General features: G+C 62.5%; 24 protein-coding genes, 1 tRNA gene and 1 pseudogene. 15 read left to right on the top strand and 11 right to left on the bottom strand.

Features of this window, described 5'->3' with window-relative positions; all coding sequences use genetic code 11:
- The first annotated feature begins 12 nt into the window (after positions 1–12).
- From PanNE5_RS12900 to catC, 3 genes are all read left to right on the top strand, one after another.
- Entirely contained in the window at positions 13–1,158 is a 1,146-nt protein-coding gene (locus PanNE5_RS12900) for a muconate/chloromuconate family cycloisomerase (RefSeq protein ID WP_261938090.1), read from the top strand.
- Between the two features lie 154 nt (positions 1,159–1,312).
- Positions 1,313–2,149, top strand: coding sequence for a 3-oxoadipate enol-lactonase (gene pcaD / locus PanNE5_RS12895; protein ID WP_261938089.1), 837 nt, complete (start codon positions 1,313–1,315; stop codon positions 2,147–2,149).
- Between the two features lie 116 nt (positions 2,150–2,265).
- The gene (gene catC / locus PanNE5_RS12890; protein ID WP_017233929.1) at positions 2,266–2,541 is read left to right on the top strand and encodes a muconolactone Delta-isomerase; all 276 of its coding nucleotides are present in this window, start codon (positions 2,266–2,268) and stop codon (positions 2,539–2,541) included.
- A gap of 58 nt (positions 2,542–2,599) precedes the next feature.
- Here the strand turns inward: catC and PanNE5_RS12885 are convergent, their stop codons facing one another.
- The gene (locus tag PanNE5_RS12885; RefSeq protein WP_017233930.1) at positions 2,600–3,235 is read right to left on the bottom strand and encodes a GntR family transcriptional regulator; all 636 of its coding nucleotides are present in this window, start codon (positions 3,233–3,235) and stop codon (positions 2,600–2,602) included.
- A gap of 314 nt (positions 3,236–3,549) precedes the next feature.
- Here PanNE5_RS12885 and PanNE5_RS12880 point away from each other — a divergent pair, with 314 nt between their 5' ends.
- From PanNE5_RS12880 to PanNE5_RS12865, 4 genes are all read left to right on the top strand, one after another.
- The gene (locus tag PanNE5_RS12880) at positions 3,550–4,311 is read left to right on the top strand and encodes an alpha/beta fold hydrolase (RefSeq protein WP_083902299.1); all 762 of its coding nucleotides are present in this window, start codon (positions 3,550–3,552) and stop codon (positions 4,309–4,311) included.
- Positions 4,308–5,573 carry an iron-containing alcohol dehydrogenase gene (locus PanNE5_RS12875; protein WP_017233932.1) on the top strand — a complete coding sequence of 422 codons (1,266 nt, stop codon included), beginning with the start codon at positions 4,308–4,310 and terminating at the stop codon, positions 5,571–5,573. The genes PanNE5_RS12880 and PanNE5_RS12875 overlap by 4 nt, the downstream gene beginning before the upstream one ends.
- A gap of 130 nt (positions 5,574–5,703) precedes the next feature.
- Positions 5,704–7,086: an MFS transporter gene (locus PanNE5_RS12870; RefSeq protein WP_017233933.1), complete on the top strand. Its 1,383-nt coding sequence runs from the start codon at positions 5,704–5,706 to the stop codon at positions 7,084–7,086.
- Between the two features lie 82 nt (positions 7,087–7,168).
- A complete protein-coding gene (locus PanNE5_RS12865; RefSeq protein ID WP_261938088.1) occupies positions 7,169–7,978 on the top strand; it encodes a sterol desaturase family protein in 810 nt (269 codons plus the stop codon).
- 21 nt (positions 7,979–7,999) lie between these two features.
- Here PanNE5_RS12865 and PanNE5_RS12860 read toward each other — a convergent pair.
- The 3 genes and pseudogenes from PanNE5_RS12860 to PanNE5_RS12850 form a co-directional block, all read right to left on the bottom strand.
- Positions 8,000–8,133, bottom strand: a pseudogene (locus PanNE5_RS12860) (LysR family transcriptional regulator); the annotation flags it as partial.
- A gap of 3 nt (positions 8,134–8,136) precedes the next feature.
- A complete protein-coding gene (locus tag PanNE5_RS12855) occupies positions 8,137–8,433 on the bottom strand; it encodes a YciI family protein (RefSeq protein WP_261938087.1) in 297 nt (98 codons plus the stop codon).
- 75 nt (positions 8,434–8,508) lie between these two features.
- Positions 8,509–9,933 (bottom strand): MFS transporter, encoded by a 1,425-nt coding sequence (locus PanNE5_RS12850; RefSeq protein ID WP_261938086.1) that lies wholly within the window; start codon positions 9,931–9,933, stop codon positions 8,509–8,511.
- Between the two features lie 100 nt (positions 9,934–10,033).
- On the opposite strand from PanNE5_RS12850, the gene PanNE5_RS12845 reads away from it, so the two are divergent.
- The gene (locus PanNE5_RS12845) at positions 10,034–10,900 is read left to right on the top strand and encodes a LysR family transcriptional regulator (protein WP_026131951.1); all 867 of its coding nucleotides are present in this window, start codon (positions 10,034–10,036) and stop codon (positions 10,898–10,900) included.
- A gap of 148 nt (positions 10,901–11,048) precedes the next feature.
- Here the strand turns inward: PanNE5_RS12845 and PanNE5_RS12840 are convergent.
- A tRNA-Arg gene (locus PanNE5_RS12840) sits at positions 11,049–11,125 on the bottom strand.
- 187 nt (positions 11,126–11,312) lie between these two features.
- Here PanNE5_RS12840 and rocD point away from each other — a divergent pair.
- On the top strand, positions 11,313–12,530 hold the full coding sequence (gene rocD / locus PanNE5_RS12835; protein ID WP_261938085.1) for an ornithine--oxo-acid transaminase: 1,218 nt from the start codon (positions 11,313–11,315) through the stop codon (positions 12,528–12,530).
- A gap of 60 nt (positions 12,531–12,590) precedes the next feature.
- Here rocD and PanNE5_RS12830 read toward each other — a convergent pair whose 3' ends face one another.
- Positions 12,591–12,920, bottom strand: coding sequence for a DMT family transporter (locus PanNE5_RS12830; protein ID WP_261938084.1), 330 nt, complete (start codon positions 12,918–12,920; stop codon positions 12,591–12,593).
- Between the two features lie 175 nt (positions 12,921–13,095).
- Here PanNE5_RS12830 and alaC point away from each other — a divergent pair, with 175 nt between their 5' ends.
- A complete protein-coding gene (gene alaC / locus PanNE5_RS12825) occupies positions 13,096–14,313 on the top strand; it encodes an alanine transaminase (RefSeq protein ID WP_017233941.1) in 1,218 nt (405 codons plus the stop codon).
- Between the two features lie 80 nt (positions 14,314–14,393).
- Here alaC and PanNE5_RS12820 read toward each other — a convergent pair whose 3' ends face one another.
- The 4 genes from PanNE5_RS12820 to PanNE5_RS12805 form a co-directional block, all read right to left on the bottom strand.
- On the bottom strand, positions 14,394–14,807 hold the full coding sequence (locus PanNE5_RS12820; RefSeq protein WP_017233942.1) for a PPC domain-containing DNA-binding protein: 414 nt from the start codon (positions 14,805–14,807) through the stop codon (positions 14,394–14,396).
- Positions 14,804–15,340, bottom strand: coding sequence for a hypothetical protein (locus tag PanNE5_RS12815; RefSeq protein WP_026131953.1), 537 nt, complete (start codon positions 15,338–15,340; stop codon positions 14,804–14,806). Before PanNE5_RS12815 ends, PanNE5_RS12820 begins: the two co-directional genes overlap by 4 nt.
- A complete protein-coding gene (locus PanNE5_RS12810; protein ID WP_254440925.1) occupies positions 15,337–16,914 on the bottom strand; it encodes an acyl-CoA synthetase in 1,578 nt (525 codons plus the stop codon). Before PanNE5_RS12810 ends, PanNE5_RS12815 begins: the two co-directional genes overlap by 4 nt.
- A gap of 82 nt (positions 16,915–16,996) precedes the next feature.
- Positions 16,997–18,163 (bottom strand): acetyl-CoA acetyltransferase, encoded by a 1,167-nt coding sequence (locus tag PanNE5_RS12805; RefSeq protein WP_017233945.1) that lies wholly within the window; start codon positions 18,161–18,163, stop codon positions 16,997–16,999.
- Positions 18,164–18,748: 585 nt separating this feature from the next.
- On the opposite strand from PanNE5_RS12805, the gene PanNE5_RS12800 reads away from it, so the two are divergent.
- The 3 genes from PanNE5_RS12800 to PanNE5_RS12790 all read left to right on the top strand — a co-directional run bounded on the left by PanNE5_RS12800 (position 18,749) and on the right by PanNE5_RS12790 (position 22,504).
- The gene (locus PanNE5_RS12800) at positions 18,749–19,768 is read left to right on the top strand and encodes a TRAP transporter substrate-binding protein (protein WP_017233946.1); all 1,020 of its coding nucleotides are present in this window, start codon (positions 18,749–18,751) and stop codon (positions 19,766–19,768) included.
- 15 nt (positions 19,769–19,783) lie between these two features.
- Positions 19,784–21,646, top strand: a complete 1,863-nt coding sequence (locus tag PanNE5_RS12795) for a TRAP transporter large permease subunit (protein WP_051060184.1) — start codon at positions 19,784–19,786, stop codon at positions 21,644–21,646.
- Between the two features lie 102 nt (positions 21,647–21,748).
- The gene (locus PanNE5_RS12790; RefSeq protein WP_261938083.1) at positions 21,749–22,504 is read left to right on the top strand and encodes an SDR family NAD(P)-dependent oxidoreductase; all 756 of its coding nucleotides are present in this window, start codon (positions 21,749–21,751) and stop codon (positions 22,502–22,504) included.
- A 26-nt stretch (positions 22,505–22,530) separates the two neighbouring features.
- Here PanNE5_RS12790 and PanNE5_RS12785 read toward each other — a convergent pair whose 3' ends face one another.
- On the bottom strand, positions 22,531–23,475 hold the full coding sequence (locus PanNE5_RS12785) for a LysR family transcriptional regulator (protein WP_017233949.1): 945 nt from the start codon (positions 23,473–23,475) through the stop codon (positions 22,531–22,533).
- Between the two features lie 181 nt (positions 23,476–23,656).
- On the opposite strand from PanNE5_RS12785, the gene PanNE5_RS12780 reads away from it, so the two are divergent.
- Both PanNE5_RS12780 and PanNE5_RS12775 read left to right on the top strand, forming a co-directional pair.
- On the top strand, positions 23,657–24,889 hold the full coding sequence (locus PanNE5_RS12780) for a sigma-54-dependent Fis family transcriptional regulator (RefSeq protein WP_157211460.1): 1,233 nt from the start codon (positions 23,657–23,659) through the stop codon (positions 24,887–24,889).
- A gap of 832 nt (positions 24,890–25,721) precedes the next feature.
- Positions 25,722–26,882, top strand: coding sequence for a porin (locus PanNE5_RS12775; RefSeq protein WP_017233951.1), 1,161 nt, complete (start codon positions 25,722–25,724; stop codon positions 26,880–26,882).
- The last annotated feature ends 29 nt before the right edge of the window (positions 26,883–26,911 follow it).

The raw sequence follows: 26,911 nt of genomic DNA, 5'->3' as shown, positions 1-26,911 counted from the left end.
TATCTCCCGGGTATGAAACCAACCGTCAGCTCCATCGAGGCCATTCTGGTCGACCTGCCGACCATTCGCGCGCACCAGCTCGCGATGACGACGATGCAGAAGCAAACACTGGTGATCGTCAGGCTGCGTTGCAGCGACGGCATCGAAGGCATCGGCGAGGCCACCACGATCGGTGGGTTGTCCTACGGCGAGGAAAGCCCGGAGGGCATCAAGCTCGCGATCGACACCTATCTTGCGCCCGCATTGAGCGAGGTCGACGCCACCAATGTGCACGCGGCCATGGTGCGCCTGGACAAGGTCGCGCGCGGCAATCGCTTCGCCAAGTCTGCGCTGGAAACGGCCTTGCTCGATGCCCAGGCGAAGCGTCTTGGCGTGCCGCTCGTCACGCTCCTGGGTGGCGCGGTGCGCGAAACGCTCCCGACGCTTTGGACGCTGGCCAGTGGCGATACCTCACGCGACATCGACGAGGCTGAGCGCCTGCTGGCCGAGCGCCGCCACAACACCTTCAAGCTCAAGATCGGACGGCGGGCCGTAAGCGATGACGTGGCCCACGTTGCCGCGATCAAGCGCGCCCTGGGCGACCGTGCGCGCGTCACGGTGGACGTCAATCAGGCATGGAACGAAGCGGAAGCGGCCACGGGCATCGCCGCGCTCGAAGCCGCCGGCGTCGACCTGATCGAGCAACCGATCCCACGCGACCAGCGCGCCGGCCTGGCGCGACTGGCGGCTCGCTTTGTCGTGCCGATCATGGCCGACGAAGCGATCCTCGGTGCCGAGGACGCCATTGAACTCGTGCGCGGCGGTTGTGCCGATGTGTTCGCTCTGAAGATCGCCAAGGCTGGCGGTCTTTACGGCACGCTGCGTGCCGCCGCCGTTGGCGATGCCGCGGGTGTCGCGCTCTATGGCGGCACCATGCTCGAAGGCACGATCGGCTCGATCGCGGCGGCGCACTGCTTCTGCACGCTTCGTCAACTCGCCTGGGGTACCGAGCTGTTCGGGCCCCTGTTGCTCAAGGACGATATCGTCGTCGAGCGGCCGACCTACCGCGAGTTCGCGCTGCACCTGCCCACCGGCGTGGGCCTGGGCGTCACGATCGACGAGGACAAGCTCGCCCACTATCGTCGCGACACGCAGCGCGTCGTCACTGGCGCGCGATAGGCCAGGTTCCGCGAGCGACCTGCGCACTGCGGCCCGCCGGGTGTTGCGCCGAACGACACGGGTGCATGCCCATCGCCTTCCATCCAAACCCCATGGCGCACCGAATGGCGGCACGCACGTGCCGCCATTCCCGCCGACCTGAGAGAGACACCGTATGTCCGCCATCCTCGACACGGCGATTGAAACGCCCGGCGACACGTATATCGAAACGAGAAACGGCCGCTTTCGCGTCGCGATTTCCGGCCCGGTATCCGCGCCGGTGCTGGTGCTGAGCAACTCGCTCGGCACGACGCTGGAGATGTGGGACGCGCAGGTGCCGGGTTTGGCGCGCGACTTCCGTGTCGTGCGCTACGACACGAGAGGACACGGCGGCAGCATCGTCACGCAGGGGCCTTATACGTTCGACCAGTTGGGCGATGACGTCGTCGCGCTGCTCGACGCGCTGGACGTGCCTCGCGCGAGCTTCTGCGGCGTATCGATGGGCGGGCATACGGGCTTGTGGCTGGGTCTGCATGCGCCAACGCGCTTCAACGCGATTGCGGTGTGCAACAGCGCCGCCAGGATCGGCACGATCGAGGGGTGGACGACCCGCGCCACGCAGGTCCGTACAGATGGAAAAGCTGCGATGGCGGCGTTGGCCGCATCCTCGCCGTCGCGCTGGTTTACCGAGGGCTTCATCGCGCGCGAGCCGGCGCGCGTGGCGCTCGCGCAGGCCGGGATTGCGGCGCTTGCGCCGGAAGGCTACGCGTCGTGCTGCGACGCCCTGGCGACCTCTGACCTCAGAGACGAGATCTCGGCGATCAAGGTACCGACACTGTTGATCGCCGGCGAGTTCGACCCGGTGACGACGGCGGCCGATGCGCAGGCGATGCAACGCGCCATCGCCGGATCGACAGTGGTGTCGGTGCCGGCCTCGCATCTGTCGAACATCGAGGCGCCGGCGCAGTTCGAGGCCGCGCTGGTCCAGTTCCTCGCCAGGGCGCTTGCCTGACGCGAGGCGCATCGGAGGTCGCAACCGATCTCCGCGCGATTCATATCACAGTCGTCGTGGCGTGGCCCCACCTGTGACTGTCAAGGGCACTTCGCCCGCGCTTCAAGGAGAGTGAAATGCTGTATCTGGTTCATATGATCGTTCGGATTCCCGATACGGTGCCGGCGGAAGAGGCTGCGCGTATCAAGGCGGCGGAAAAAGAGTATTCGCAATCGTTGCAACGCTCGGGAAAGTGGCCCAGCATCTGGCGCGTGGTCGGGGAATATGCCAACTACAGCATCTTCGATGTCGAGAGCAACGACGAGCTGCACACGCTGCTGAGCCAGTTGCCCCTGTTTCCGTACATGGACATCTCGGTTACGCCGCTGGCGCGCCACCCGTCGGCGATTTGAGTTTGGGGCGGCGCGCCTGTCGCCGCCTTCGTCGGACAAGCCAGGGGAAATTCCGCCACTAGGCTCGCTCGCCCAGCACCGTGGCTCGCGTGAATGCCTCGATATTGTCCAACAGCGCATCGAGGGCGTCGCCTGCGCGCTTCACTTCGCCCGCGGCAATCGCTTCCGCGACTTCCGCATGCAGGCGTGCCATGGTGGGCAAATCGGCCGCTTCCTTGTAGTGGTAGTACCAGAAGCGACGCGCCAGTCCGTGCAACAAACGCATCGCGCCCTCGGCGAACTCGTTGCGCGCGGCCACGAGGCACAATTCGTTGAACTCGCGGTCAGCGCGCACGAACTCCACATCCTTGCCGCTGCGGGCCGAACTCTTGAATGCCTTCGCCAGACGCGTGAAATGCTCGCGCTGTTCGGCCGTCGCCTTCTTTGCTGCGCTTCGCGCAATCAAGCGCTCCACCTCACGTCGCGTCTCCAGCAAGCGCAGTTGCTTGGCGACGTCCATCGGCGGGATGAGTAACCCTCGTTGCGGCAACACCACGATCAAATGCTCGCGGGCCAGTCGCTGCACGGCCTCCCGGATCGGCGTTCGGCCGAAGCCCGTCATCTCGCTCAGTTGCAGTTCCGACAAGGTCGACCCCGGCGCGAGCCGCAGCGTCACGATCGCCTCTTCAATCCACTCGTAAGCCATATCGACCATGCGACCTCGCGGGATGGCTTCCCGTGCGTCATCCGGGACATGGGGCACTGGTTTCCCCGTGCGTTGCGTCGCTTTTTTTGTCGCCATTGGGTCGATGCTTCAGAGCAAATATTAATTGTATATCACCTGCTCTCAAGGCTTCGACGGCGCACCGCGCGCTGTACGTCTGCGGTGCGCAGTGCCACATCACCTCGCCATTTTTGCTCGCCCCTCGCCTACCCCCCCGAGTTTTCCCTCGGTGTCGACGACTTGTTTTCACAAACTAACATGCTATTATTAATCAACTAATATATTACTAACAGGAGGGGCACGCGATGGATATTCGCCATGTAGGAATGCCCGAGGGCTTTCCGGTCGTCGCCCTGCATGGCATTCAAGGCACGAGCGACTCCTGGATTCCTGTCGCGACCGCATTGGGAGACGCATTCCATTTCGTCTTGCCCAACATGCCCGGTCGCGGCGACGCCGAATCGCCAAGCGGGCCAAAGGCATGCAGCGCCGACAACTTCGCGCGGATTGCCAGCCTGTCGATTGAACAGGAAGTCGGCGCTCGTCCTTATGCGCTGGCCGGCTGGAGCATGGGGGTATCGGTCATCCTCGAGTTGATGGCGCAGTTGGCGAACGGCACGGCACGTCATCACCCGCCGGCGGCCATTGTGCTGTTGTCCGGCACCGCGCAGTTGGACGAGGTTGCCTGGTTCAAGGCATCCGAACAGACCGCCCTACTCAACGAAATTCGGCACAGGCAAATGCGCTTGGGTCTGACGCACGCGGCGGATCCGCTCACTGTGTCGTGGACATGGAATGCGCTGAAGCGGATGTCCCACCTCCGGCATCTGGTGCACGTCGACGTGCCCACGCTGCTTATCCACGGCAGCGACGACGAAGACTGTCCCATCGAGCACGCACATCGCGTGCGAGAGGGAATTCGCTGCGCAACGCTGCAAGTGATTCCGGGCGCGCGCCACTCGATCCTGACGCAGAACACGCAAGCGGTCTGCGTCGCCATGCGCCACTTTCTCACGCAATACAGCACGGCATCCCGATGCCCGAGCACCCCGGAGACAAATTCATGAGGCTTGACGATTGCATCCACTTTTGTGCCCCCTCCCGACTGATCATCGAGCGTGGCTACCGTCAAAAGCTTCCCCATCTTTTGCAGCGCATCGGCTATCGGCGAGGATTGCTCGTCACCGATCGCTTCTTTTCGGATCGAACCCCTTGGGTGAACGACTACGTGAGCGCCTGCGAACGCCTCGGTATTCACGTCGATGTCTTTGCGGGCGGCCAACCCGACCCCACGACCGACCTGTGCGACCGTGCGACGGCCGAACTGCGCGTCCATCTTGACGGTCATCTGCCCGACCACATCGTTTCCCTGGGCGGCGGCAGCAACATCGATCTGGCCAAGGCGCTGTGCGTCACCCTGACTGCAGGGCGGCCCATTCGCGACTTCAGTGCCGGCATCACGAGCGATGCACCGGTCATCGACCACGTCTCGGTGCCCACGACGGCGGGCACGGGCTCTGAGCTGACCCCCGGCACCATTCTGTTCGACACGTCCACCGGTATCAAGACCGCCGTGATGGACAATCGGCTTCGCCCGGTCATCGCCGCCATCGACCCCGAACTCACCTTCACCTGCCCGCCCAAAGTCACGGCGGAATCCGGCATCGACGCCCTGACGCATGCGCTCGAGTCGTTTGTCACCCTTGACTCAAGCCGGTTCGAGCGAGGCGGCAACGTCGACCCGGGCTATAGCGGTCGCAGCGGCTTGACCATGATGTTTGCGCGCGAATCCATCCGGCTTTGCGCCCAGTATCTGCTTCGTTCCTATCAGGACGGACACGATGTCGAGGCACGGGTCGGCATGTGCTATGCGAGCGTCTATGCGGCGATGTCCTACGGCAGCGCAGGGCTGAATGCGGTGCATGGCATTGCTTACGGCGTCGCCGCTCTGACGCACCAATCCCACGGGGCGACGAATGCCGTTGTCTTGCCCTATGTCATCGACGCCCTGCGCGAGTCCCGACATGCCGAACTTCTGGAGGTCGCCCGAATGTTCGGCATTCAGACGGCCGACGAAGTCCAGGCGGTGCGCGCATTACCGCACCAATTACGCGAACTGGTCGGCAAGCTTGGGATTCCCACCGATCTCAACGCGTTTGGCGTCACGCGGACATCGCTACAGGAATTGCTCACCGATTCGCTTGGCGTGACTCGGTTGGCGAAAGCGTTCCCGGTTGGGAATATTGAAGACAGCTATGCGGACATTATCAATAACGCGTGGCATAACCGTCTTCAAGACGAGACGACAGCGAGACTCGCCGCAGACTGAGCCTTTCTGCCCGGCGCTGTAGCGACGCAAAGACACCACTAGAATTCGGCCGGGCCTACCGGCCTCTTTGCGCCTCGATGTCTAACATGTTAGCTGATTATCAGCAACATACATTGGAGGAGACACAAATATGGATATGTCCGTCGCCGCTTCGCGGCTGGGTGTTGGGGTTGCCGCGCGTCTAGAGCGGCTGCCGATGACCCGCTACCAGAGAACGCTGTTCTCGATCATTGCCACCGCCTGGTTCTTCGATTCCATGGACCTGGGTCTGATGACCTTTGTTCTGGGGTCGATCAAGACGGAATTCGGCCTCTCGGCCTCGCAAACAGGACTACTGGCCAGCGCCAGCTTCCTTGGGATGTTTGCCGGCGCTGCAATAGCGGGCCTGCTCGCGGACAAATTCGGCCGAAAGCCGGTCTTCCAGATCAGCATGATTTTCTGGGGCGTCGGTAGTCTGATGTGCGGCTTCGCGCACAACGTCGATTCGCTGATGTTGTACCGGGTGGTGCTTGGCTTTGGCATGGGCATGGAGTTCCCCATCGGCCTGTCGATGGTCTCGGAGATCGTGCCGGCCAAAAGCCGTGGCAAGTATGTAGCAATCCTGGAAGGTTTTTGGCCCATCGGGTTCATCGTTGCCGGCGCGCTCTCTTACTTCATGCTTCCGGTCATCGGCTGGCGTGGCATTTTCATCGCCTTGTCGGTCCCGGCCGTGTTTGTGTTCGTCATCCGGCGCGTGGTGCCCGAGTCGCCTCGGTGGCTCGAAGACACTGGACGGATGACCGAAGCCTCGGACGTGATGAATAGCATCGAGGCCAAGGTGGAGAAAGCCTACGGACGCAAGTTGCCCGCGCCCACATCGACGCCGAGCGCGCCTCGCGCCCAAACCGGCAGGAAGGCGCTCTTCGCCGAGCTTTGGACCGGCATCTATGCCAAACGGACGGTCATGCTCTGGACCACGTGGTTCTTCGCCTTACTCGGCTACTACGGACTGACGACGTGGCTGGGCGCGCTGCTCCAACAGGCCGGCTATGAGCTGACCAAATCGGTTCTCTACACGGTCTACATCTCACTGGCGGGGATTCCCGGGTTCATGTTCTCGGCGTGGTTGCTCGAGAAATGGGGCCGCAAGCCAACGTGCGCACTGATGCTGCTGGGAAGTGCGGCAGCCGCATACCTTTACGGTCAGGCCGCTGGCACCAAGGCCCCTATCGAACAATTGATTGCCGCCGGACTGATGATGCAATTTTTCCTGTTCGGCATGTGGTCGGTGCTGTACGCCTACACGCCCGAGCTTTATCCGACCCGCACGCGCGCGACAGGCTCCGGCTTCGCGTCGTCCATCGGACGCGTCGGCTCCCTGGCGGGCCCCTTTGCCATTGGCGTACTGCTTCCCTCGTGGGGACAGGCGGGCGTCTTCACCCTGGGCGCCCTCTCCTTCGTCATTGCAGCGCTCGCCGTGTTGCTGCTGGGCGTGGAGACCAAAGGCCGATCGCTTGAAGACGTTTCGCATTGACGCGCTGATCGGCGGGCAATCCTGCCCGCCGATCCCCCTTCCACGAGCGCCATCCGATTGATTTAAACGCAGGAGACAACCCATGATTACCGAGCGTCAATTGAAATTCCGAGAGCAGTACAAATCCGACATCAGCCCGATGTACAACGGCCTGTTGCACATCGTCGTGATGTATATCGTGGCCATCGGTGCAGTCGTCTATGCCGTCAGCCGGTTGCAGCATCCGACCTGGGAATGGCTGTTGATGATTCCGGTCTTCCTGGCAGGCAACTTCGTGGAGTGGTTCATGCATCGCTTCGTGATGCATCGTCGCGTGAATGTCTGGGGCTTGCGCGAGATTTACAACCGCCACACTCGCCAGCACCACCAATACTTCAGCGACCAGTTGTCGACGATCGACACGACGCGCGAATTTCGCATCGTCTTCTTTCCGTGGCGCGTGCTGATGACGCTGGGCGTTGGCGGCGGTGCCCTCGGCTATCTGACCTCACTGATCCTGGGGCCGAATGCCGGCTGGATGGTCTTTCTGACGATGGTCGGCCAGTATGTGATCTACGAGACGTTCCATTACTGCTGTCACTGTCATGAGAACTGGTTCGTGCGCAACGTGCCTTTCATCAATACGATTCGCCGGCATCACACCGCCCACCACAACATGGGCATCATGATGAAATACAACATGAACCTGACGTTCCCGATTGCCGACTGGTACATGGGGAGCAGCGACTTGCGTCGAGGCCTGCTCGGCCACCTGTTCAACGGCTACAGCGAAAAGCACATCAAGGGCGAGCTGAAGCCGATCATCGCGAAGTTCAGAGACGACCACTCGCAAGTTACTTTGGACGGCCCCATTCTCACGGCTGAAGAGCGCGAAGCGATGACGGCTATATGAGGTATTGATGTGCGTGGCAGCGGCGAGGGCGATCTCGCCTGAGTCGACCTGCGCCAGTAGATTGAGCGACATCCCGGAACAATGCGAATTCGCCAACCCGGCGGCGGCTCACGGAATCGCTGAATCGCACTGGCCAGGAACGACGTCTGCGACGACTGTCAGTGATCCCCACAGAGTACCCATTGCGCACCCGCCGCGAACTTGTTCGGAGCAAACTCAATGATCTGATACTGAGCGATGCCTTCTCGGTAGAACGGATCCTGCGCCAACACGACATCCAACGCTTCCCGTCCTAGATTGCGCACCAGGATAACGCCGCCAACCCGAGGGACTTGAGGCCCCGACGCCACGAAGTGACCGGCAGCGTATTGACGCTCAAGATACTCGCGATGCTCCTGAAGGAACGCCTCGATGTCGGCCAGCGGCTGAAGGTAATGCAAGAGAACAACGAACATTTTTCCTCCTGAAACGATCAGTGGAATTCTACCGAGAACCGGGCCTGCCTCATTTCGTTCACCTTCCGAACCGGCTCATCCACGTCCACACAGTTCGGATGAAGAATTCGCCTTCGTCGATCCAACGACGAATTCCCGATATTCTCGCTTTGGCATGCAATACAAACACATCATGCTACACAGAAATAGTAGAGAACCCGCAATCGCCATTGCCGCGTGCATGCCATGCAAGAACGCGTGTGAAGCCGTGTCGCGAACCAGATAGCCAAACACGGCGACCCCTAACATTCCGCCGATCTGGCGCGCGGAATTAAGAACGCCGGATGCGATGCCTGCGCGCGACGCCTCCACCGATGAAAGTGTCACATTGGTCATGGTGGGAATCGTCAACGCGACGCCGCTACCCGCGATTAACATAGGTACGATCAGCATGCCGTAGCGCCCGTCGAAGCTTGCCAGCAGCATCAGTAAATATCCACACGCGGCCAGCCCCAAACCAAGCACCATGATGCGACGCGCCCCAAGGCGGGTGATGAGCCTTCCTGCCACAATGTTTGCCGCGACCAATATGACGGTCATCGGCAAGAAAGCGAGTCCCGTCTGCTGAGGAGAAAACCGACACTGCGACTGGAAGAAAAGGCTCAGCACAAACACCAGGCCGTAATACGAGAAGTTCACAATCAGACCCGAAGCCGTTGAAGCCATGAACGTTGGCGCACGAAACAACGTCATTGGCAACATCGGGTCTTGGGTGCGCCACTCGATCCAGACAAAGACAAACAGCGCGGCGATAGCCAGCAACAACCCCGATTGAACCCGCGTATCACCCCATCCAAGGCTACTGGCTTCGATAAGGCTGGCAGTCATCGACGCTAGTGCAAACACCACCGTTGCCTGTCCGGGCCAGTCCAAACGCCGTCGGTGACCTTCCCCGTCAGGCGTTACGTAGCGCAAGGTCAGGTAAATGCCAATCAACCCGACGGGTAGATTGACTAGAAAAATCGAGCGCCAACCCAAATGCGTCACCAGCAGGCCGCCCAAGACCGGACCGGCGGCCAGTGACAGGCCTCCCACTGCCCCCCACCAACCCACGGCGCGGCCACGCTCCTCACCCGGTTGGAACGCCCTTTGTAGTATGGAAAGCGAGTTGGGCACCAGCATCGCGGCACCCACACCTTGAAGCAGCCGCGCGGCAACCAACCCGCTCAGTTCATCCGTGAGCCCACAGATGAGCGACGCCAATGTAAAAAGGATCAACCCCCAGGAAAAAACGCGCCGCGCCCCAAAGCGGTCGCCCATCGCTCCGCTAGTCAACAGTAACGCGGCAAACGCCAAGGTGTAAGCGTTGACCACCCACTGCAACCCCGCAACATCAGTCGAAAATTTCTGTCGCAAGGCCTCCAGGGCGACATTGACAACGCTAACGTCCAACAGCACAACGACCAATCCCAAGGCGGAAGCCGCCAACGTACCACGCGACGAAGGTCTGGAAGAGAGCATGACGCACATCCTTGACGTAACAAACTGATGCCATGTTAGGCAGTCGATGTCTGTGCGTAAATTACCTATAATTGCAACTCAACCTGGAGAAAATGCACAGATGTTTGATTGGGAGAATTTACGTCATTTCCTGGCCGTCGCTCATGCAGGCACGCTTTCTGGCGCAGCGCGTGCGATGCACGTCGATCACGCGACGGTGAGTCGGCGATTGAACGCTCTCGAGGCTGAACTGCAAATGTCTCTGATTGAACGGCTGCCGCGCTCGTGCCGATTGACGCCCGACGGAAAGAAGGTTCTGGAACTCGCCAAGCATATGGAGACGGCTTCCTTTGACATTGCCCGACTTGCCCGCGCTCAACATGCCCCACTGGACGGGAAGGTCGCCTTGAGTGCGCCACCGGTACTGGTCGCCCACTTCCTGGCAAAACGTCTGGCCAGCTTGCGTGAGACGCACCCCGGAATTCAACTCTCTCTACTGGCCCAGGCTCAGCAAATATCCCTTAGTCGCGGCGAAGCGGACATCGCACTGCGGTTGGTGCGGCCCAAAGAGCCCAGCAATGTGGCGCGGCGCATCGGCCGCATGCCCTTCGCGCTATACGCGCACAAGGATTACGCGCGTACGGTGCCGCCGGCCGATTGGACGTTTATTGCTTACGACGCATCGTTGGCCGACATGCCTCAGCAACAATGGCTATTGAAGATTGCAAACGGCCGCCCGGTGGGATGCACATTGAGCGACATCAGCGGCCATCTCGCCGCCGCGCGCGGTGGCGCCGGTGTCGCGGGACTTCCGTGCTTCATGGGCGATACCGAAGGGGATCTGGTTAGGCTGGAACACGACGGAAGTGCGTTCGCGCGAGATATTTGGCTAGTAGTTCATCGCGACTTACGTCGATCAAAACCTGTCCGCGTGGTGATGGATTACATCGCGACCATCGTTTCCGAAACCCCGATGTTGACCATCTAGATGCCTACGCTACGAGTTGTAGCAGTCTTATGAGTTCAGAAGCTGATCAAGACGAGAATACTTCCCTAAAGCAAAAGGCACCCGACATCAGACACAATAGATGCTTCGCAAACCGACCCGCACAATCGAAAGAAATCGCATGGGAAGTTGGCCTGCCCAGAGGGATTCGAACCCCCGACCGTCGGCTTAGAAGGCCGATGCTCTATCCAACTGAGCTATGGGCAGTGCGTGATGGCAGCGACAAGACGTCGCTGCCGGCGGGTCTTGCTGTGGCGCGATAACGCATCACGCCCAAGCAATCGACGATTATAGCGCACGCGCATGCCAATTTCATCGGCGTCGCTTCAGGAGATGTCCCCCTTTGCGTGCCGTCTCGTTCGCCTTTAGACTGGTAACGTGGAGGAGCGCGAGCATGAACGAAATCGAACGCGAACAACGCTTTGGCGCCCACAACTACGCGCCGCTGCCCGTCGTGCTCTCGCACGCCAAGGGCGTCTGGGTCTGGGATGTCGAGGGCAACCGCTATCTCGACATGATGAGTGCCTACTCCGCCGTCAGCCACGGTCATGCGCATCCTCGCCTGGTCGCCGCGCTCACCGCGCAGGCACAACGCCTCGCCGTCGTCTCCCGCGCCTTCTACACCGACCGGCTCGGCGCCTTCCTCGAACGGTTGTGCGACCTCACCACACTCGGCGGCGCACTGCCGATGAACACCGGCGCGGAAGCCGTCGAAACCGCCATCAAGGCCGCCCGCCGCTGGGGCTACAGCGCCAAACGCATTCCCGCCGACAAAGCCGAAATCATCGTCGCCGACGGCAACTTCCACGGTCGCACCACCACCCTCGTCGGCTTCTCGTCCGAGCCCGCCTATCGCGCCGACTTCGGCCCGTTTGCGCCCGGATTCGTGCGCGTGCCCTTCGGTGATATCGACGCCGTGCGCGCCGCCATCACCCCCAACACCTGCGCCGTCCTGTTCGAAACGATTCAGGGCGAAGGCGGCATCGTGGTCCCGCCCGACGGCTTCCTGCGCGCCCTGAGACAGCTCTGCACAGAACACAACGTGCTCATGCTGCTCGACGAAATCCAGTCGGGCCTCGGACGCACCGGCCGCTGGTTTGCCTATCAGCACGAAGACATCGTGCCCGACGGCGTGATGCTCGGTAAAGCACTCGGCGGCGGCCTGCTCCCTGTGTCGGCCTTCGTGGCACGACGCGACATCATCGACCTGTTCGAGCCCGGCAGCCACGGCTCGACCTTCGGCGGCAACGCCCTCGCCGCCACCGTCGCGCTCGAAGCGCTCGACGTCATGGCCGACGAAGACCTGCCGGGACACAGTGCCGAGATGGGGGAATACCTGCTCTCGCGATTACACGCGATTCACTCGCCGCTCATTCGCGAAGTCCGGGGCCGCGGCCTCTGGGCCGGCATCGAAATCGATCCCGCACGCGCCGACGCACACGACCTGTCCCTGCGCATGCTGCGCCGTCGTGTGCTCGCCAAGGAAACGCGCGCGACCGTGCTGCGCCTCGCACCGCCGCTCGTCATCGAACGCTCGGAGATCGACACCTGCATCTCCGCCCTCAAGGCCGTGCTGGCCGAAGCGGAGAACGAGGCCCGACACGAAGCCTGACGCGAGGCCAGGTCAGGCGCATGCGCGCCGGAGCGCTCGTGCATTCAAGCACCGCGCCCGTCAATGCGTCGACGACTTCGACCAGAGATTCATCACCAACACGCCCGCGATGATGAGCGCCATGCCGATCAGCGCAGGGGCATCGAGCTTCTGACCGAACAACACGCGTGCGGTGATCGAGATGAGCACGATGCCGAGCCCCGACCACATCGCATAAGCCACGCCCACGGGAATTGTGCGCAGTGTGAGCGACAGCATGTAGAACGCCACGCCGTAGCCCACGACCACCAGCGCCACCGGCCCGACGCGCGTGAATCCCTCCGAGGCCTTCAGCGCCGACGTGGCAATCACCTCCGCCACGATTGCCACCAGCAGGTACAGATACGCCATCGACACTCCTTTTCCTCGAATTCGCGGCCGATCATCATAACCGACGGGTTCTCCGCCTGGCCCCGCAAAATTCACTTGCCCAAGCGCCCCGCGTCGCGCTACAGTCACCGTCACGGTGTGGCCAGCACACCGGCGTCGCTCGGACGGTTCCGGGCGCTTACGTTCCAGGATTCTCATGTCCAGCTCTCAGGGCTCGCGCAGCTTTACGCGCATCAATCGTCTTCCCCCTTACGTTTTCAATATCACCGCCGAGCTGAAGATGGCCGCGCGCCGCCGTGGCGAGGACATCATCGATCTCTCGATGGGCAACCCCGACGGCGCGACCCCGCCGCACATCGTCAACAAGCTCGTCGAAGTCGCGCAACGCCCCGACACCCACGGTTATTCGACGTCGCGCGGCATTCCGCGTCTGCGCCGCGCGATCACACGCTGGTACAAGGATCGTTACGACGTCGACCTCGATCCCGAGCGCGAAGCCATCGTCACGATCGGCTCGAAGGAAGGCCTCGCTCACCTGATGCTCGCCACGCTCGATCAAGGCGATACGGTGCTCGTGCCGAATCCGTCGTACCCGATTCACATCTACGGCGCGGTCATCGCGGGCGCGAACATCCGCTCCGTGCCGATGACGCCCGGCATCGACTTCTTCACCGAACTTGAGCGCGGCATTCGAGAAAGCCATCCGAAACCCAAGATGGTGATCCTCGGCTTCCCGTCGAACCCTACCGCCCAGTGCGTCGAACTCGAATTCTTCGAGCGGGTGGTCGACCTCGCGCGCAAGCACGACATTCTCGTCGTGCACGATCTGGCCTACGCCGATATCGTCTACGACGGCTACAAGGCGCCCTCGATCATGCAAGTGCCCGGCGCGCAGGACGTGGCCGTCGAATTCTTCACGCTCTCAAAGAGCTACAACATGGCCGGCTGGCGCATCGGCTTCATGGTCGGCAATGCCGAACTCGTCGCCGCGCTCGCGCGCATCAAGAGCTATCACGACTACGGCACGTTCACGCCGCTGCAGGTCGCCGCCATCGCCGCGCTCGAAGGCGATCAACACTGCGTCGAAGAGATTCGCGCACAGTATCAGCGCCGCCGCGACGTGCTCTACAAAGGCCTGACGGAAGCGGGTTGGGACGTCGATCTGCCGCGCGCGTCGATGTACATCTGGGCGCGCATTCCCGAACCGTATCGCGCGCTCGGCTCACTCGAATTCGCGAAGAAGCTGCTCGCGCAGGCCAAGGTCTCGGTCTCACCAGGCATCGGTTTCGGCGAGTACGGCGACGAATATGTGCGCTTCGCCCTGATCGAGAACGAGTCGCGCATTCGTCAGGCCGTGCGCGGCGTCAAGCACATGTTCCGTGAAGACGGGCTGGTGCACCCGACGGTCGCCTGAGCCGCTACGGCGTACGCCCTAAAGCAACGGGGAGTCCGAAGACTCCCCGTTTGCCTTGCCCTGATCGATGCCTACGCCCCCTATGCGGGCAACCACTCCTGCAGCGTCACTTCAATGGTGATGAACGAGAGGTTGCCGCCGCGCACGAAGCGCCCGGCGAACATGCGCCCGTCGGTATCGGCGACCATCCCGTGCAGCGTGGGAAGCTCGCTCACGGCTTCGGGCCGTACGTCGACCTCACCGAACACATTGAGGATTTCCACCCCGGGGCCGCTCACCCGCTGTTCGCGCCAGCCGTCGCCCGCGCGAAACGCCAGCCGCGCGTCGATCAGGCTTCCCACGGCACCGCGCACGATGGCGCGCGAGATGGCATGCTCCACACACAGCGCTTCGATGCTTTCCGTCAAGTCCTGATTGGGTTTGAGACGCGCCACGACCAACCTGCCCAGCGTGCCGTTCTCGATGTCGACCGGGATATCCAGTTCGGCGCTCATGAGAGATCTCCCGCGATGGGATGCAGCAGACGGAAACGCGTCTCCTCGTCATCCGCGCTCACGTAGCCGCCGCGCTCGAACAAACACAGGCGAATCACGACCGGCTCGTCGCCGGCCCACGTGTGATCGAGAATCAGATGGCCGCCATGCAACTCGCCGCTCGGGTCGGAAAATCCCGCATGGCAATGCAGCAGCGTGGCGCCGTCGGCCGTGCGGCCCACAGTGATCGCGCCACCGATCAGATCCACCTCCCGGATTTCGTCGACCGGTGCCCCATAGCCAAAGGGACGCTCCGCGTCGGCGGTGGTCTCGATCATGTGATACCGCAGACCTCGCGCGGTGCCCGCGCAGAAACGGCCGACGCCGCCACCATACGCATAGCGGGATAACGCTTCGCGTAAGGACTCGCCGAGATTCGCACCCGACCGGATCGTGACGCGCAGTTCGTGCTGCCCGCTCAACACGCAGTCTTCCACACGGGGTAACGTGGGGGCGCCTGCATGTCGATAGATCCGTGAAAGCGCAGGTTTCATAGTCGATAGTCTCCTTGCTCTTCGAGCATCGTCTTGATTTGCTTCTTCACGATCTTGCCGTAGCCCGATTTGGGCATGGCATTCCAGAATACGAAGCGCCGCGGCCACTTGTAGCGGGCGATACGCGCTTCGAGATGTCCGAGCAGTTCATCGGCCTGAGCGGCCATGCCTTCCCGGGCGACCACCACGGCAAGCCCGCTCTCGCCCCATTTGGGGTCGGGCACGCCAAGCACCGCGCACTCCGACACGGCCGGGTGCGTGAGCAACGCTTCCTCGATCTCGCGCGGATAGACGTTCGAGCCGCCCGAGATGTACATGTCCGACGCGCGGCCCGTGATGTACAGGAACCCCTGCGCATCGACGTGTCCGAGATCGCCTGTGTGAAACCAGTCGTCCTTGAACGCCTTGGCATTCGCCTCCGGATTATTGTGATATCCCATGAAGACCGCCGGACCGCGCACGCAGATCTCGCCCGACGCGAACGGCGGCTGACGCTCGCCACGCTCGTCGAGAATCGCCACCTCCATACCGGTACGCGGCACGCCGCAGGTGCCCACGCGCGCGTCGGGTGCGTCGTCGTCATCGGTGTGCAGCCACGGCGGCAACACGGTGATGTTGCCCGTCACCTCGCCCAGCCCGTAGTACTGCACCAGCACCCGCCCCAGCTTGCGCAGCGCATATTTCTGATCGGCGCGATACATCGGCGCCCCGGCGTAAATCACGAACCGCAGCGAGCGATGGTCGTAGCGATCGACGGCCGGGTCTTCGACCAGCATCTTGACGATGGTCGGCACCGTGAACATGTTGTCGACGCCATGACGCTCGATCGCCTGCCAAACTTGTTCGGCATCCATCTTCTCGCCCGGCAGCAGCACGCTGGCCGCCCCACGCGCCGTATTGACGATGGCGTGAATGCCCGCACCGTGCGAGAGCGGCGCCACCACCATCGAGCGGCTGCGATAGGTGATGCCGGGCATCAGGTCGGCCAGGTGATTCGTCACGACGAACGCCATCTGCCCATGCGAGAGCACGCCCGCCTTCGGATGCCCGGTCGTGCCCGACGTATAGAAGAACCACAGTGGATCTTCGTACTCGACTTCCGCCTCGTAGCCGGGCGCGCCTTGATGTTCCGTGACCAGCGTCTCGTAATGCAATTCCCCTGCGCGTGGCTCGCCCAGCGCGATCACATGGCGCAACGCGGGCGATGCGGCGCGCACGGCGTCGACGTGCCCCTCGAAGCCAGCGTCGTAGATCATCACGCACGCACCGCTCGATTGGCCCAGGTACGCCGCCTCCGGTGCGGTAATACGGAAGTTCGTCGGCACCCACACCGCGCCCAGTCGAAAGGCGACCCATGCACTCTCGAAGATGGGCAGGTTGTTGCGCGAGTGAACCAGCAGCTTGTCGCCCTTGCCCACGCCCAGTTTGCGCAGCGCATCGACGGCGGCGTTCACGCGCGCATCGATCTCGCCCCATGTGCTGACCTTGTCGCCGACGATCAGGCCGGGCTCGTCCGGATGACGTCGGGCAACGTCGGCCAGCAGGCGGCCGAGATTCATGACCTTCTTGAGCATGTCGCTCGTCTCCTCGTTCATTTCGCTCAGTCCCGCCCGGCAAATGCCGGGCAGCCTGCCTCACCACCGTTCAAGCGAAGCATCAGCGCGCTTCGAGAATGCTCACGTAATTGGCCACTGCCGCACCGCCCATGTTGAACACGCCCGCGAGCCGCGCGTTGGGAATCTGCATCTCGCCCGCGGTCCCCGTCAGTTGCATCGCGGCCATCACGTGCATCGACACGCCCGTGGCGCCGACCGGATGGCCCTTCGCCTTCAGGCCCCCCGACGGGTTGACCGGCAGCAGACCGTTCTTCTCCGTCACGCCCTCGGCGACCAGACTCGCACCCTGCCCCGGTTTGGCCAGGCCCATCGCCTCGTATTCGATCAGCTCAGCGATCGTGAAGCAATCATGCGTCTCGACCAGCGACAGATCCTTCAACGACACACCGGCTACCCCCAATGCCTGACGCCACGCATGCTGGCCGCCTTCGAACGCCAGCGGATCGCGCCGCGAGAGCGGCAGGTAGTCGTTGACCTGCACCGCCGCGCGAAAACCGACCGCCTTGGGCATCGTGCGCGCCACGTCGGCCTTCGAGATCACGAGCGCCGCCGCGCCGTCGGACACCATGGAGCAATCGGTGCGCTTGAGCGGCCCGGCCACGAACGGATTCTTCTCGGAGACGTTGCGGCAGAAGTCGTAACCGAAGTCGCGACGCATATGCGCGTAAGGATTCACCGACCCATTGCGATGGTTCTTCGCCGCGATGCCTGCCAGGGCATCGGACTGATCGCCATAGCGATCGAAATAGGCCTGCGCGATCGTGCCGAACACGCCTGCGAAGCCGCCCGGAATGTCGGCCTCTTCGCGTGCATACGAACACTTGAGCAGGACTTCGCCAACCTGCGGCGTCGCCAATTCGGTCATCTTCTCGAACCCGATCACGAGCACGTGGGTGGCCTTGCCCGCCTCGATGGACTGCAAACCGCCGTGCACGGCCGCCGACCCCGTTGCGCACGCATTTTCGTAGCGCGTGGCCGGCTTGAAACGTAGTCCAGGAATGCGATTGAAAACGAGCGACGACGGAAAGTCCTGGTACAGGAAGCCACCGTTGAACGTGCCGACGTGAATGGAATCGATCTGCTCGGGCGCGAGACCCGCGTCGTCGAGCGCGGCTTGGGCGACATCGGCCAACAGGACTTCGGCATCGACGTTATCGAGTTTTCCGAACTGGGAGTGGGCCCAGCCGGTGAGGCATGCAGCAACCATGAAGTGTCTCCGGAAAAATGAGGTCATCCCGCTCCGGTGAGCAATTTCAATGCCAGACCTGTGCGGCACAGCCCCGCCGTGCGTGGCGCACGAGCGCCCGCGCTCCATCGCCGTCTCGTTGCGTCCTCCTCGCCGCGTTCGCGTGCGTGGCGCACTCGCCGTTGACGTAAGCGTAAAGCCGCCGTCGATGGCCCATCAAGCGAATTTGTCGGCGCGCCGGGTCAGCGCTGTTTGCTGCACCGCAACGCGATATCTCGTACCTGAAACCCAGCGACACCTGTCGCATCGTTGTCGCCTGCCGCATGCGACAGGTGTCGCAGCACGGGCGGCCGATGCGACAGGTGTCGCACGATCTGTCGGCCAACCAAACAATGTCCGCGGCGCGGGAGGTCAACAATCCTTAATAACGTAAGGGTTTTCCCGTTCGAACGACGATCTGGCACTCGATTTGCGTAAGATAGCCAAGCCACTTGCGAGCCACTTCACGCTCGCCTTACGAGATGGCCGAGGCGTTGCAGGGCAACACGTCCGCCCACCTCGCGCTTCAGACGCAGTCACCAAACCTAAAAACAGGAGACATGCAGTATGAGCAACATGGATCGCCGCCACTTCATCAAAGTCGTGGCCGCCACGTCGGCCGCCGCCGCCACGGGCTTGTATCAGACGCAAGCGCACGCTGCCGAATTCACGCTGAAGTTCGCCAACAATCTTCCCGTCAGCCACCCGATGAACGTTCGCGCCAAAGAGATGGCGCAAAAGATTGCGGAGCAGTCGAAAGGTCGCATCGACTTCCAGATTTACCCGAACAATCAATTGGGCAGCGACAGCGACATGCTGAGCCAGGTTCGCTCGGGCGCCATCGACTACTTCACGCTCTCGCCGCTGATTCTCGGCACGCTCGTGCCCTCGGCGCAGATCTCCGGCGTGGGCTTCGCGTTCAAGGACTACGGTCAGGTATGGGCCGCGATGGATGGCGACCTGGGCGCCCACGTACGCAGCCAGATCGCAAAGACCTCGGTGTTCGCCTTCGACAAGATCTGGGAAAACGGGTATCGCCAGATCACCACCAGCAGCCGCCCGATCAATTCGCCGGCCGACCTCAAGGGCCTGAAGATCCGCGTGCCGACGAGCCCGCTGTGGACGTCGATGTTCCGCGCCTTCGACGCCGCGCCCACGTCGATCAACTTCTCCGAAGTGTATTCGGCCCTGCAGACGCACATCGTCGAAGCCCAGGAAAATCCGCTGGCCATTCTGACCACGGCCAAGCTGTACGAAGTGCAGAAGTACGTGTCGATGACGAACCACATGTGGGACGGCTTCTGGTTCCTTGGCAACAAGCAGAAGTGGGACAAACTGCCGAAGGACCTGCAGGCGATCGTCACCGCCAACGTGAACGCCGCCGCGCTCGCGCAACGCGACGATGTGCGCAAGCTCAACGACAGCGTGACGACCGAACTCAAGCAGAAGGGCCTCGTGTTCAATGCACCGAACAACGAGCAGTTCCGCGACAAGCTTCGCGCCGCCGGATTCTATGCCGAATGGCACAAGAAGTTCGGCGATGAGGCGTGGTCGATGCTCGAAAAGTACACCGGGAAGCTTGCGTAAATGGAAACGTTGACGATGACGGCCGAGCCGACGCACGCGCTTGCCCGCCTCTTCTGCCACGTCAACCGCGCGGTGATGAAAGTCACCGAAGCGGTTGCCGTGCTGCTGGTGGTGGCCGAGACGCTCATCCTGCTCGCGGGGGTGATCTCGCGTTATGGGTTCGACAATCCGCTCACCTGGTCGGACGAACTGGCACAGATCCTGTTCATCTGGTTATCGATGCTCGGTGCCGTGCTCGCGCTCGACCGGGGCGAGCACATGCGGCTGTCCGCCATCGTCAACAAACTCCCGGCGGCATGGCGTGACTGGTTTCAGACCATGGCCGCGCTCACGGTTTGCGTATTCGTCGCACTCATTATCGTGCCCGCGTATTCGCATGCCATCGAGCAGATGGACATCACCACGCCCGCGCTGGAAATTCCCGACGGGCTGCGCGCCGCGGCCCTGCCCGTGGGCGCGGTGCTGATGCTCATTGCCGCCGTCTCGCGCCTGGCGCGCTGTTCGAGCCTGCGCCAGCTCGGACTCGGTGTGCTGGTCGTGGCCACGCTGGGTGCCGCGCTCTGGCTTGGGCGCCCCGCGCTCATCGCCATGGGCAATTACAACCTGCTGGTGTTCTTCGTGCTGATCGTCGGCGTCTGCGTGGCCGGCGGCATTCCGATTGCGTTTGCGTTCGGGACGGCAACACTGGCGTATCTGGCGCTCGTGACCGACGCCCCGCTGCAGATCGTCGTCAGCCGCATGGACGAAGGAATGTCAGGCCTCATCCTGCTGTCGGTGCCGCTGTTCGTACTGCTCGGCGCGCTCATCGAAATGAGCGGGCTGGCACGCAGCCTGATCGAATTCATGGCCGCGCTACTCGGGCACGTGCGCGGTGGCCTGCAATATGTGCTGCTCGGCGCCATGTTCCTGGTCTCGGGCATTTCCGGATCGAAAGCGGCCGACATGGCGGCCGTCGCGCCCGCGCTCTTCCCCGAGATGCAGCGACGCGGCTCGAAGCCGGAAGATCTCGTGGCGCTGCTCTCGTCGACCGGCGCCATGACGGAGACGATCCCCCCGAGCCTGGTGCTCATCACGATCGGCGCCGTGTGCGGTGTGTCGATCACCTCGCTCTTCGTCGGCGGCCTGCTGCCCGCGGTCATCGCAACGCTGGCCATCGTCGTGGTGTGTTTCGCACGTTCGCGCAAGGAAGCGCCGAGTGCGGCCCGCCGCGCGCCGTGGCGCGTGATCGGCAAGACGTTCATCGTGGCCTTGCCGGCGCTCGCCCTGCCGATTCTCATCCGCACGGCCGTGATCGAGGGGGCCGCCACGGCCACCGAAGTCTCGACCGTCGGTATCGCCTACACGGTCGTGATCGGCCTGATCGTGCATGCATTCAAGAAGCACCTGAACTTCAAACGTCTGTATCCGCTGTTGACGGAAACGGCCGCGCTCTCCGGCGCGATCCTGCTGATTATCGGCATGGCCACGGCCATGGCCTGGGCGCTCACGCAATCCGGGTTCTCCGCCGCGCTGGTCAGTCTGATGCATGGCATGCCCGGCGGTCAGGTCGGCTTCCTGCTCATCTCGATGGTCGTGTTCATCATCCTGGGCAGCGTGCTCGAAGGCATTCCGGCCATCGTGCTGTTCGGACCGCTGCTGTTCCCGGTGGCACGCTCCCTGGGCATTCATGACGTGCATTACGCGATGGTCGTAATTCTTTCGATGGGCATGGGACTGTTCGCCCCGCCGCTGGGCGTTGGCTTCTACGCTGCGTGCGCCATCGGCAAGACATCGCCCGACAAGGTTTTCAACCGGATGTGGACCTACATGGGCGCGCTGTTCATCGCATTGCTGCTCGTGGTACTCGTCCCCTGGATCTCGATCGGCTTTCTGAAGTAACGCAAATCCGCTAACGGTTTCGCAATCTCACCGACGGGCTCCGCCGCACTGCGGGCGGCGGAGCCCGGACTGTAAAAATCATTACATTTAGGAGTCCGTATTATGATGAGGAAAGTGGCGGTGGTGACGGGCGGCGGAATGGGCATTGGTGCCGCCATCTGCGAACGATTGATGAATGACGGCATGACCGTGGTGGTCGCCGACCTGAACGAAGGCGCCGCCGCCGAAACGGCGGAGAAACTGAGCGCGGCGGGCGGCACGGCGTGGGCGCTGGGCATGAATGTGGGCGACGCGGCGTCGATTGCCGACGGCTTCGCAAAGATTGCGCAGCGCCATGGCCGCTGCGACGTGCTCGTGAACAATGCCGGTATCGCCAAGACGTTTCCGTTTCTCGACTACCCACTCGATCACTGGCATCAGGTCATGGCCGTGAACCTCACGGGCACGCTGTTGTGCGGGCAGCACGCCGCACGACTTATGCGTGAGCAACGCTGGGGGCGCGTCGTCAATCTGGCGTCGGTGGCGGGCATTCTGGCCAGCGCCGGACGCACCGCCTACGGCACGTCGAAGGCCGCCGTCATCGGGCTCACGCGTCAGATGGCCATCGAACTGGCACCGTTCGGCATCACCGCCAACGCGATCGCTCCCGGTCCCGTCGACACGCCGCTCACGCAGGCACTGCATTCCGACATTTCGCGTCGCCACTACACGGAGACGACACCGCTCGGCCGCTATGGGCAGCCGCGTGAGATCGCTGGCGCCGTGAGCTTTCTCGCGTCGGACGATGCCTCGTATGTGACCGGCCATATCCTGCCGGTCGACGGCGGCTTCGTGGCCGCCGGCATTCTGGAAATCTGACGTCCCGCTTGTCTCTCGCGCCGCCTTCAGCGCGCGCTGGTGTCCGGCCCATCGGGCACCAGCCGAGCGCCCGGCGCGCGCTGCATGTCGCGCCACACCGCTCGCGCGTTCTCCACAAACGTCTCGACGCACGGATTGTGATTGTCGCGGCTCCACAGTAGCGCCACTTCCGCCACCGGGGCGTTGCGCAACGGTCTGAAAACCGCATTGCCGAACGCGCTCGTGCTGCTCATCGACATCGGCACCATCGCCACGCCCAGCCCTTCGCCCACCAGGTTGATGATGGTCTGCTGCAGGTTGGTTTCGAGCCGGATATGCGGCGAGAATCCCGCGCGACGGCAATGGTCGACGACCAGGTCATAGACAAGCGGCGCGATTTCACGCGGAATGCTCACGAACGACTCTTCGGCCAGTTGCGCGGCGTCGAGCACCCGCGCCTTCCCCAACGGGTGCGTGCGTGGGAGCACCGCCACCATCTCCTCGCGAAACACGGTCGCCGTATCGAGCCCGGTCAGGTCTTCGGGGCGATACATGATGCCGACGTCGGTCTGCCCAGCTCGCACGGATTCGGCGAGCAGATTCGGTAACGTTTCCGCCAATTTCATGTCGACGCGCGAATATGCGGCGGCATACGTGCGCGTGAGCGCGGGCAGGATGTTGTACGCCGAGGACATCATGAAGCCGACGGTGATCGCGCCATCCTCTCCCCGGCTCGCCGCCACGACGTTGCGGCGCGCCCGATCGACCGAGTTGAGAATTTCCACCGCGTCCTGATAAAGGCGAGTGCCGGCGCGCGTGAGGCGCACGCTGCGGCGCGTTCGCTCGAAAAGCTGCACACCCAGCTCTGCTTCCATCAGCGCAATCTGGCGCGACAGCGGCGGCTGGGAGATATGCAATTGCTGGGCGGCTCGGCCGAAGTGAAGGGTCTCGGCGAGCACCACAAAGTACTGGAAATGGCGCAGCTCAATCATCTGATACCCCAAAGGTATTAATGGCGCATCTATATTGTATTGGATGTTATGACTGGGCAGTCGTATCCTGCATCAGCGGTTGGCCACCCGAGCTGGCTGCGACATAAAGAGACGTCAGGAATCGCCAGGCCACAAGCCACCGACGGCGCCCTTTCGTACCGATACGAGAAGGAGACAAGTCATGCCCGCTCACCTTGCTGTAGCGTCAGCCCCCGCTCGACCTGTCGGCCCCGCCGCCCCCCTCGGCGCCGCCACTGCCAGTACCGCCTTCAGCCACGTCACCGCGCTCGCCGAGCGCATCCATCGGGTACCGGCCGCCCCCGCCGCCGCACCTCAGATGCGCCCCGACTATCTCGCCATTGACGATCTGTGCGGCACCGACGCCCGAATGCGCGCGTTGCTCTCGCGCGGCAAGCGCTTCGTCGATCGCGGACTGCCGGTATTGATCCTCGGCGAGACGGGAACGGGCAAGGAGTTTCTGGCCCGCGCGCTGCACGAGTACAGCGCGCGGCGCGCGCAAGCGTTCGTCGCGATCAATACGGCATCGCTGCCGGAACATCTCGTCGAGAGCGAATTGTTCGGCTATCAGCGCGGCGCGTTTTCGGGCGCCCTGCCCGGCGGAATGAAAGGCAAGTTGCAGCAGGCAGACGGCGGCACGCTGTTCCTCGACGAAATCGGAGACATGCCTTATGCGCTGCAAACGCGGCTACTGCGCGTGCTCTCGGAGCAGGAAGTCACGCCGCTGGGCGCGAGTCGCCCGGTGCCCGTCAACGTTCAGCTCATCTGCGCCACGCATCAGGATCTCGCCGGTGCAGTGGCACAGGGCACGTTCCGCGAAGATCTTTACTACCGCATCGCCGTGGGTGTACTCACGCTGCCGACACTGCGCGAGCGCGACGACAAGCGCGAGTTGATCGCGCGCATGCTATGCGACGAGTGGCCGGGATTGCGCGCTGATCAGGCACTGGCTCGCGTAGCGCCGCACGTCTTGGCGTGCCTGCTCTCCCACGCGTGGCCGGGAAATCTGCGCCAGATGCGCGCCGCGTTGCGTTACGCGTGCGCGGTAATGGCTGGCAATATGCTGGAGATGGACGACCTGCCGCCAGAGCTTGTCATGCCGTCGCCGGCGCGCAATGTGGATGGCAATGTCGCGATGCGTGCCCTGGAAGCGCGAGATGTTGTGGCGTCGAGCCCCGTCGCCGCCCCGAACGAAGCAAGTGCGCAGGCATCGCCGCACGACCACCGAGAGCGCGACCGCATTCTGCAGGCGCTCGCGCAACACCGCTGGAACATTTCCGCAGCGGCACGCACCCTCGGCTTCTGCCGGGCGTCGCTGTATCGCAAGCTCAAGCAGTTGCGCATTCCGCACGTGCGCGATTGCGGCGACGCCCTCGGCGCGAGCCATTACGCGTAGCCGAACACGCGGCAAAAAACGCAGACAAAAAAAAGCGCGGCCAATGAGGCCGCGCCAAGGTTTGGAGACTTTTCACTCAACGCAAAAGTCTACTTCTCGCGGAACGTAGTATAGGGTCTGGCCTCCCGAATCATTCTCATCATTCGGCGCAATGCATTATTCGGCGACTCGCAATAGTCCGTAAAACGCTATCAACAAATGACTTTTTGGCGCGAGTCAATTGTTCACGCCTGTCGGCATCTCGGATTTTCCTCATCGCGTGTGCTTCAGTACGCGCAATGACGCGATCATGACGTCTACCCGCACCGCCCCCCTACACCTCGCCGTATAGCCATCACAAAACCTCACCGATCGTGCAACGGAAGGTACCTTTATCGAAGGCATTATTTCGTTCGGCGCGTGACGTGGGTCAATGATCGCCATCGCGGAGATCACGTGTCGCTGGAACTTAACGCCTTGCCCCATGTCGCGTGTAGATCCAGTGCTGGCAATGCTTCGCGAGCGATGCCGCTTGCCCTCTGCACTGTGTCCCAAGCGCAACACACGTCGCTTGCGTGGTCATTTATCGCCTAGGCTTAATCAAGCCAATCCCTTATTGGACAACGCTTTTCGGCACATTCGGCGGATTCTTCCCGTATCTGAAATAGATTCTTGCGGATTCTGAAATAGGCGCGGGTCTCGCTCACTCATACACTGCCCCCTGTCAACAGAGCAGTGCCGATACTTGATCGGGTCCGCGAATGACAAACCGTCACCTCGACATGTTCTGTTTCGCCGCGTTCTGTTTACACGCGAATTCTGCGATTCGTGTCACGTTACTGGAGCTTAAACCATGAAAAAAACTCTTCTTGCCGCTGCCGTTGTCGGCGCGTTCTCCGCGAGCGCCCAAGCGCAAAGCAGCGTCACCCTGTATGGCTTGATCGACGCTGGCGTCGCTTACACCAGCAACTCGACGACCTCGACGGCTTCGGGTTCGAAGAACTTCCGCGCAACGAGCGGCCTGATCAACGGCAGCCGTTGGGGCCTGAAGGGCGCGGAAGATCTGGGTGGCGGTAACAAGGCCATCTTCGTGCTGGAAAACGGCTTCTCGATCAACAACGGCACCTCGGGCCAAAACGGCCGCATGTTCGGTCGTCAGGCTTTCGTTGGCCTGCAGAACGACAAGTTCGGCTCGGTGACGATCGGCCGTCAATACGACTCGCTGGTTGACTACCTGGCACCGCTGACCCTGAACGGTTCGTCGTTCGGCGGCACGATCGCAGCGCACCCGTACGATAACGACAACACGAACAACTCGTTCCGTGTGAACAACTCGGTCAAGTACTCGAGCGCCAACTACAACGGCCTGACCTTCGGCGGCCTGTATGGCTTCTCGAACAAGGCTGGCGATTTCGCCAACAACCGCGCCTTCAGCGCCGGCGTGAACTACGCGAACGGCCCGCTGACCGTGGCCGCTGCCTACCTGGAACGCCAAGGCAACACGGGCGCCAACAACACCAGCGGCGCAGTCGACACGTCGACTGGCGGCGACTCGGTGTTCAGCGCCTCGAAGCAACGCGTCTGGGGTATCGGTGGTAACTACGCCTTCGGCCCGGCAACCGTCGGCCTGGTGTACACCCACACGCAACTCCAAGGCCTGACCGGCCTGAACTTCAACAGCACCGCAGTTGCCTTCGGCAACGACGGCCTGAAGTTCGACAACTTCGAAGTCAACGGTCGCTACATGCTGACCCCGGCAGTCTCGCTGTCCGCCGCGTACACGTACACGATGGCCAAGCAAGATTCGACGGACAAGAAGCCGAAGTTCCACACCGTGACGCTGCAAGCCGACTACCGTCTGTCGAAGCGTACCGATGTGTACCTGACCGGTTCGTACCAGCACATCTCCGACAACGAAGGCACGGGCCTCCAAGCCGGTGTCGGCGCTGCCGGCGGTATGTCGTCGACCAGCTCGCAAACCGTTGTGGGCACGGGCATCCGTCACCGCTTCTAATCGACGCGGCGCGCACACCGGCGGCATGA

The sequence above is a fragment of the Pandoraea sp. NE5 genome (genome assembly GCF_024363545.1).
GTDB classification, from domain to species: domain Bacteria; phylum Pseudomonadota; class Gammaproteobacteria; order Burkholderiales; family Burkholderiaceae; genus Pandoraea; species Pandoraea cepalis.
Note: the sequence above shows the minus strand (reverse complement) of the source record. Positions and strands in the feature narration are given on the sequence as shown.

What these genes read in the sequence shown, in the direction of transcription:
- PanNE5_RS12885 (WP_017233930.1), bottom strand. Translation starts at nt 3,235, where the DNA reads ATGGTCGATATGGCTTACGAGTGGATTGAAGAGGCGATCGTGACGCTG.
- PanNE5_RS12880 (WP_083902299.1), top strand. Translation starts at nt 3,550, where the DNA reads ATGGATATTCGCCATGTAGGAATGCCCGAGGGCTTTCCGGTCGTCGCC.
- pcaD (WP_261938089.1), top strand. Translation starts at nt 1,313, where the DNA reads ATGTCCGCCATCCTCGACACGGCGATTGAAACGCCCGGCGACACGTAT.
- PanNE5_RS12845 (WP_026131951.1), top strand. Translation starts at nt 10,034, where the DNA reads ATGTTTGATTGGGAGAATTTACGTCATTTCCTGGCCGTCGCTCATGCA.
- PanNE5_RS12900 (WP_261938090.1), top strand. Translation starts at nt 13, where the DNA reads ATGAAACCAACCGTCAGCTCCATCGAGGCCATTCTGGTCGACCTGCCG.
- PanNE5_RS12775 (WP_017233951.1), top strand. Translation starts at nt 25,722, where the DNA reads ATGAAAAAAACTCTTCTTGCCGCTGCCGTTGTCGGCGCGTTCTCCGCG.
- PanNE5_RS12785 (WP_017233949.1), bottom strand. Translation starts at nt 23,475, where the DNA reads ATGATTGAGCTGCGCCATTTCCAGTACTTTGTGGTGCTCGCCGAGACC.
- PanNE5_RS12805 (WP_017233945.1), bottom strand. Translation starts at nt 18,163, where the DNA reads ATGGTTGCTGCATGCCTCACCGGCTGGGCCCACTCCCAGTTCGGAAAA.
- PanNE5_RS12850 (WP_261938086.1), bottom strand. Translation starts at nt 9,933, where the DNA reads ATGCTCTCTTCCAGACCTTCGTCGCGTGGTACGTTGGCGGCTTCCGCC.
- PanNE5_RS12800 (WP_017233946.1), top strand. Translation starts at nt 18,749, where the DNA reads ATGAGCAACATGGATCGCCGCCACTTCATCAAAGTCGTGGCCGCCACG.
- PanNE5_RS12780 (WP_157211460.1), top strand. Translation starts at nt 23,657, where the DNA reads ATGCCCGCTCACCTTGCTGTAGCGTCAGCCCCCGCTCGACCTGTCGGC.
- rocD (WP_261938085.1), top strand. Translation starts at nt 11,313, where the DNA reads ATGAACGAAATCGAACGCGAACAACGCTTTGGCGCCCACAACTACGCG.
- PanNE5_RS12790 (WP_261938083.1), top strand. Translation starts at nt 21,749, where the DNA reads ATGATGAGGAAAGTGGCGGTGGTGACGGGCGGCGGAATGGGCATTGGT.
- PanNE5_RS12875 (WP_017233932.1), top strand. Translation starts at nt 4,308, where the DNA reads ATGAGGCTTGACGATTGCATCCACTTTTGTGCCCCCTCCCGACTGATC.
- PanNE5_RS12795 (WP_051060184.1), top strand. Translation starts at nt 19,784, where the DNA reads ATGACGGCCGAGCCGACGCACGCGCTTGCCCGCCTCTTCTGCCACGTC.
- alaC (WP_017233941.1), top strand. Translation starts at nt 13,096, where the DNA reads ATGTCCAGCTCTCAGGGCTCGCGCAGCTTTACGCGCATCAATCGTCTT.
- PanNE5_RS12820 (WP_017233942.1), bottom strand. Translation starts at nt 14,807, where the DNA reads ATGAGCGCCGAACTGGATATCCCGGTCGACATCGAGAACGGCACGCTG.
- PanNE5_RS12855 (WP_261938087.1), bottom strand. Translation starts at nt 8,433, where the DNA reads ATGTTCGTTGTTCTCTTGCATTACCTTCAGCCGCTGGCCGACATCGAG.
- PanNE5_RS12865 (WP_261938088.1), top strand. Translation starts at nt 7,169, where the DNA reads ATGATTACCGAGCGTCAATTGAAATTCCGAGAGCAGTACAAATCCGAC.
- PanNE5_RS12870 (WP_017233933.1), top strand. Translation starts at nt 5,704, where the DNA reads ATGGATATGTCCGTCGCCGCTTCGCGGCTGGGTGTTGGGGTTGCCGCG.
- PanNE5_RS12810 (WP_254440925.1), bottom strand. Translation starts at nt 16,914, where the DNA reads ATGCTCAAGAAGGTCATGAATCTCGGCCGCCTGCTGGCCGACGTTGCC.
- catC (WP_017233929.1), top strand. Translation starts at nt 2,266, where the DNA reads ATGCTGTATCTGGTTCATATGATCGTTCGGATTCCCGATACGGTGCCG.
- PanNE5_RS12830 (WP_261938084.1), bottom strand. Translation starts at nt 12,920, where the DNA reads ATGGCGTATCTGTACCTGCTGGTGGCAATCGTGGCGGAGGTGATTGCC.
- PanNE5_RS12815 (WP_026131953.1), bottom strand. Translation starts at nt 15,340, where the DNA reads ATGAAACCTGCGCTTTCACGGATCTATCGACATGCAGGCGCCCCCACG.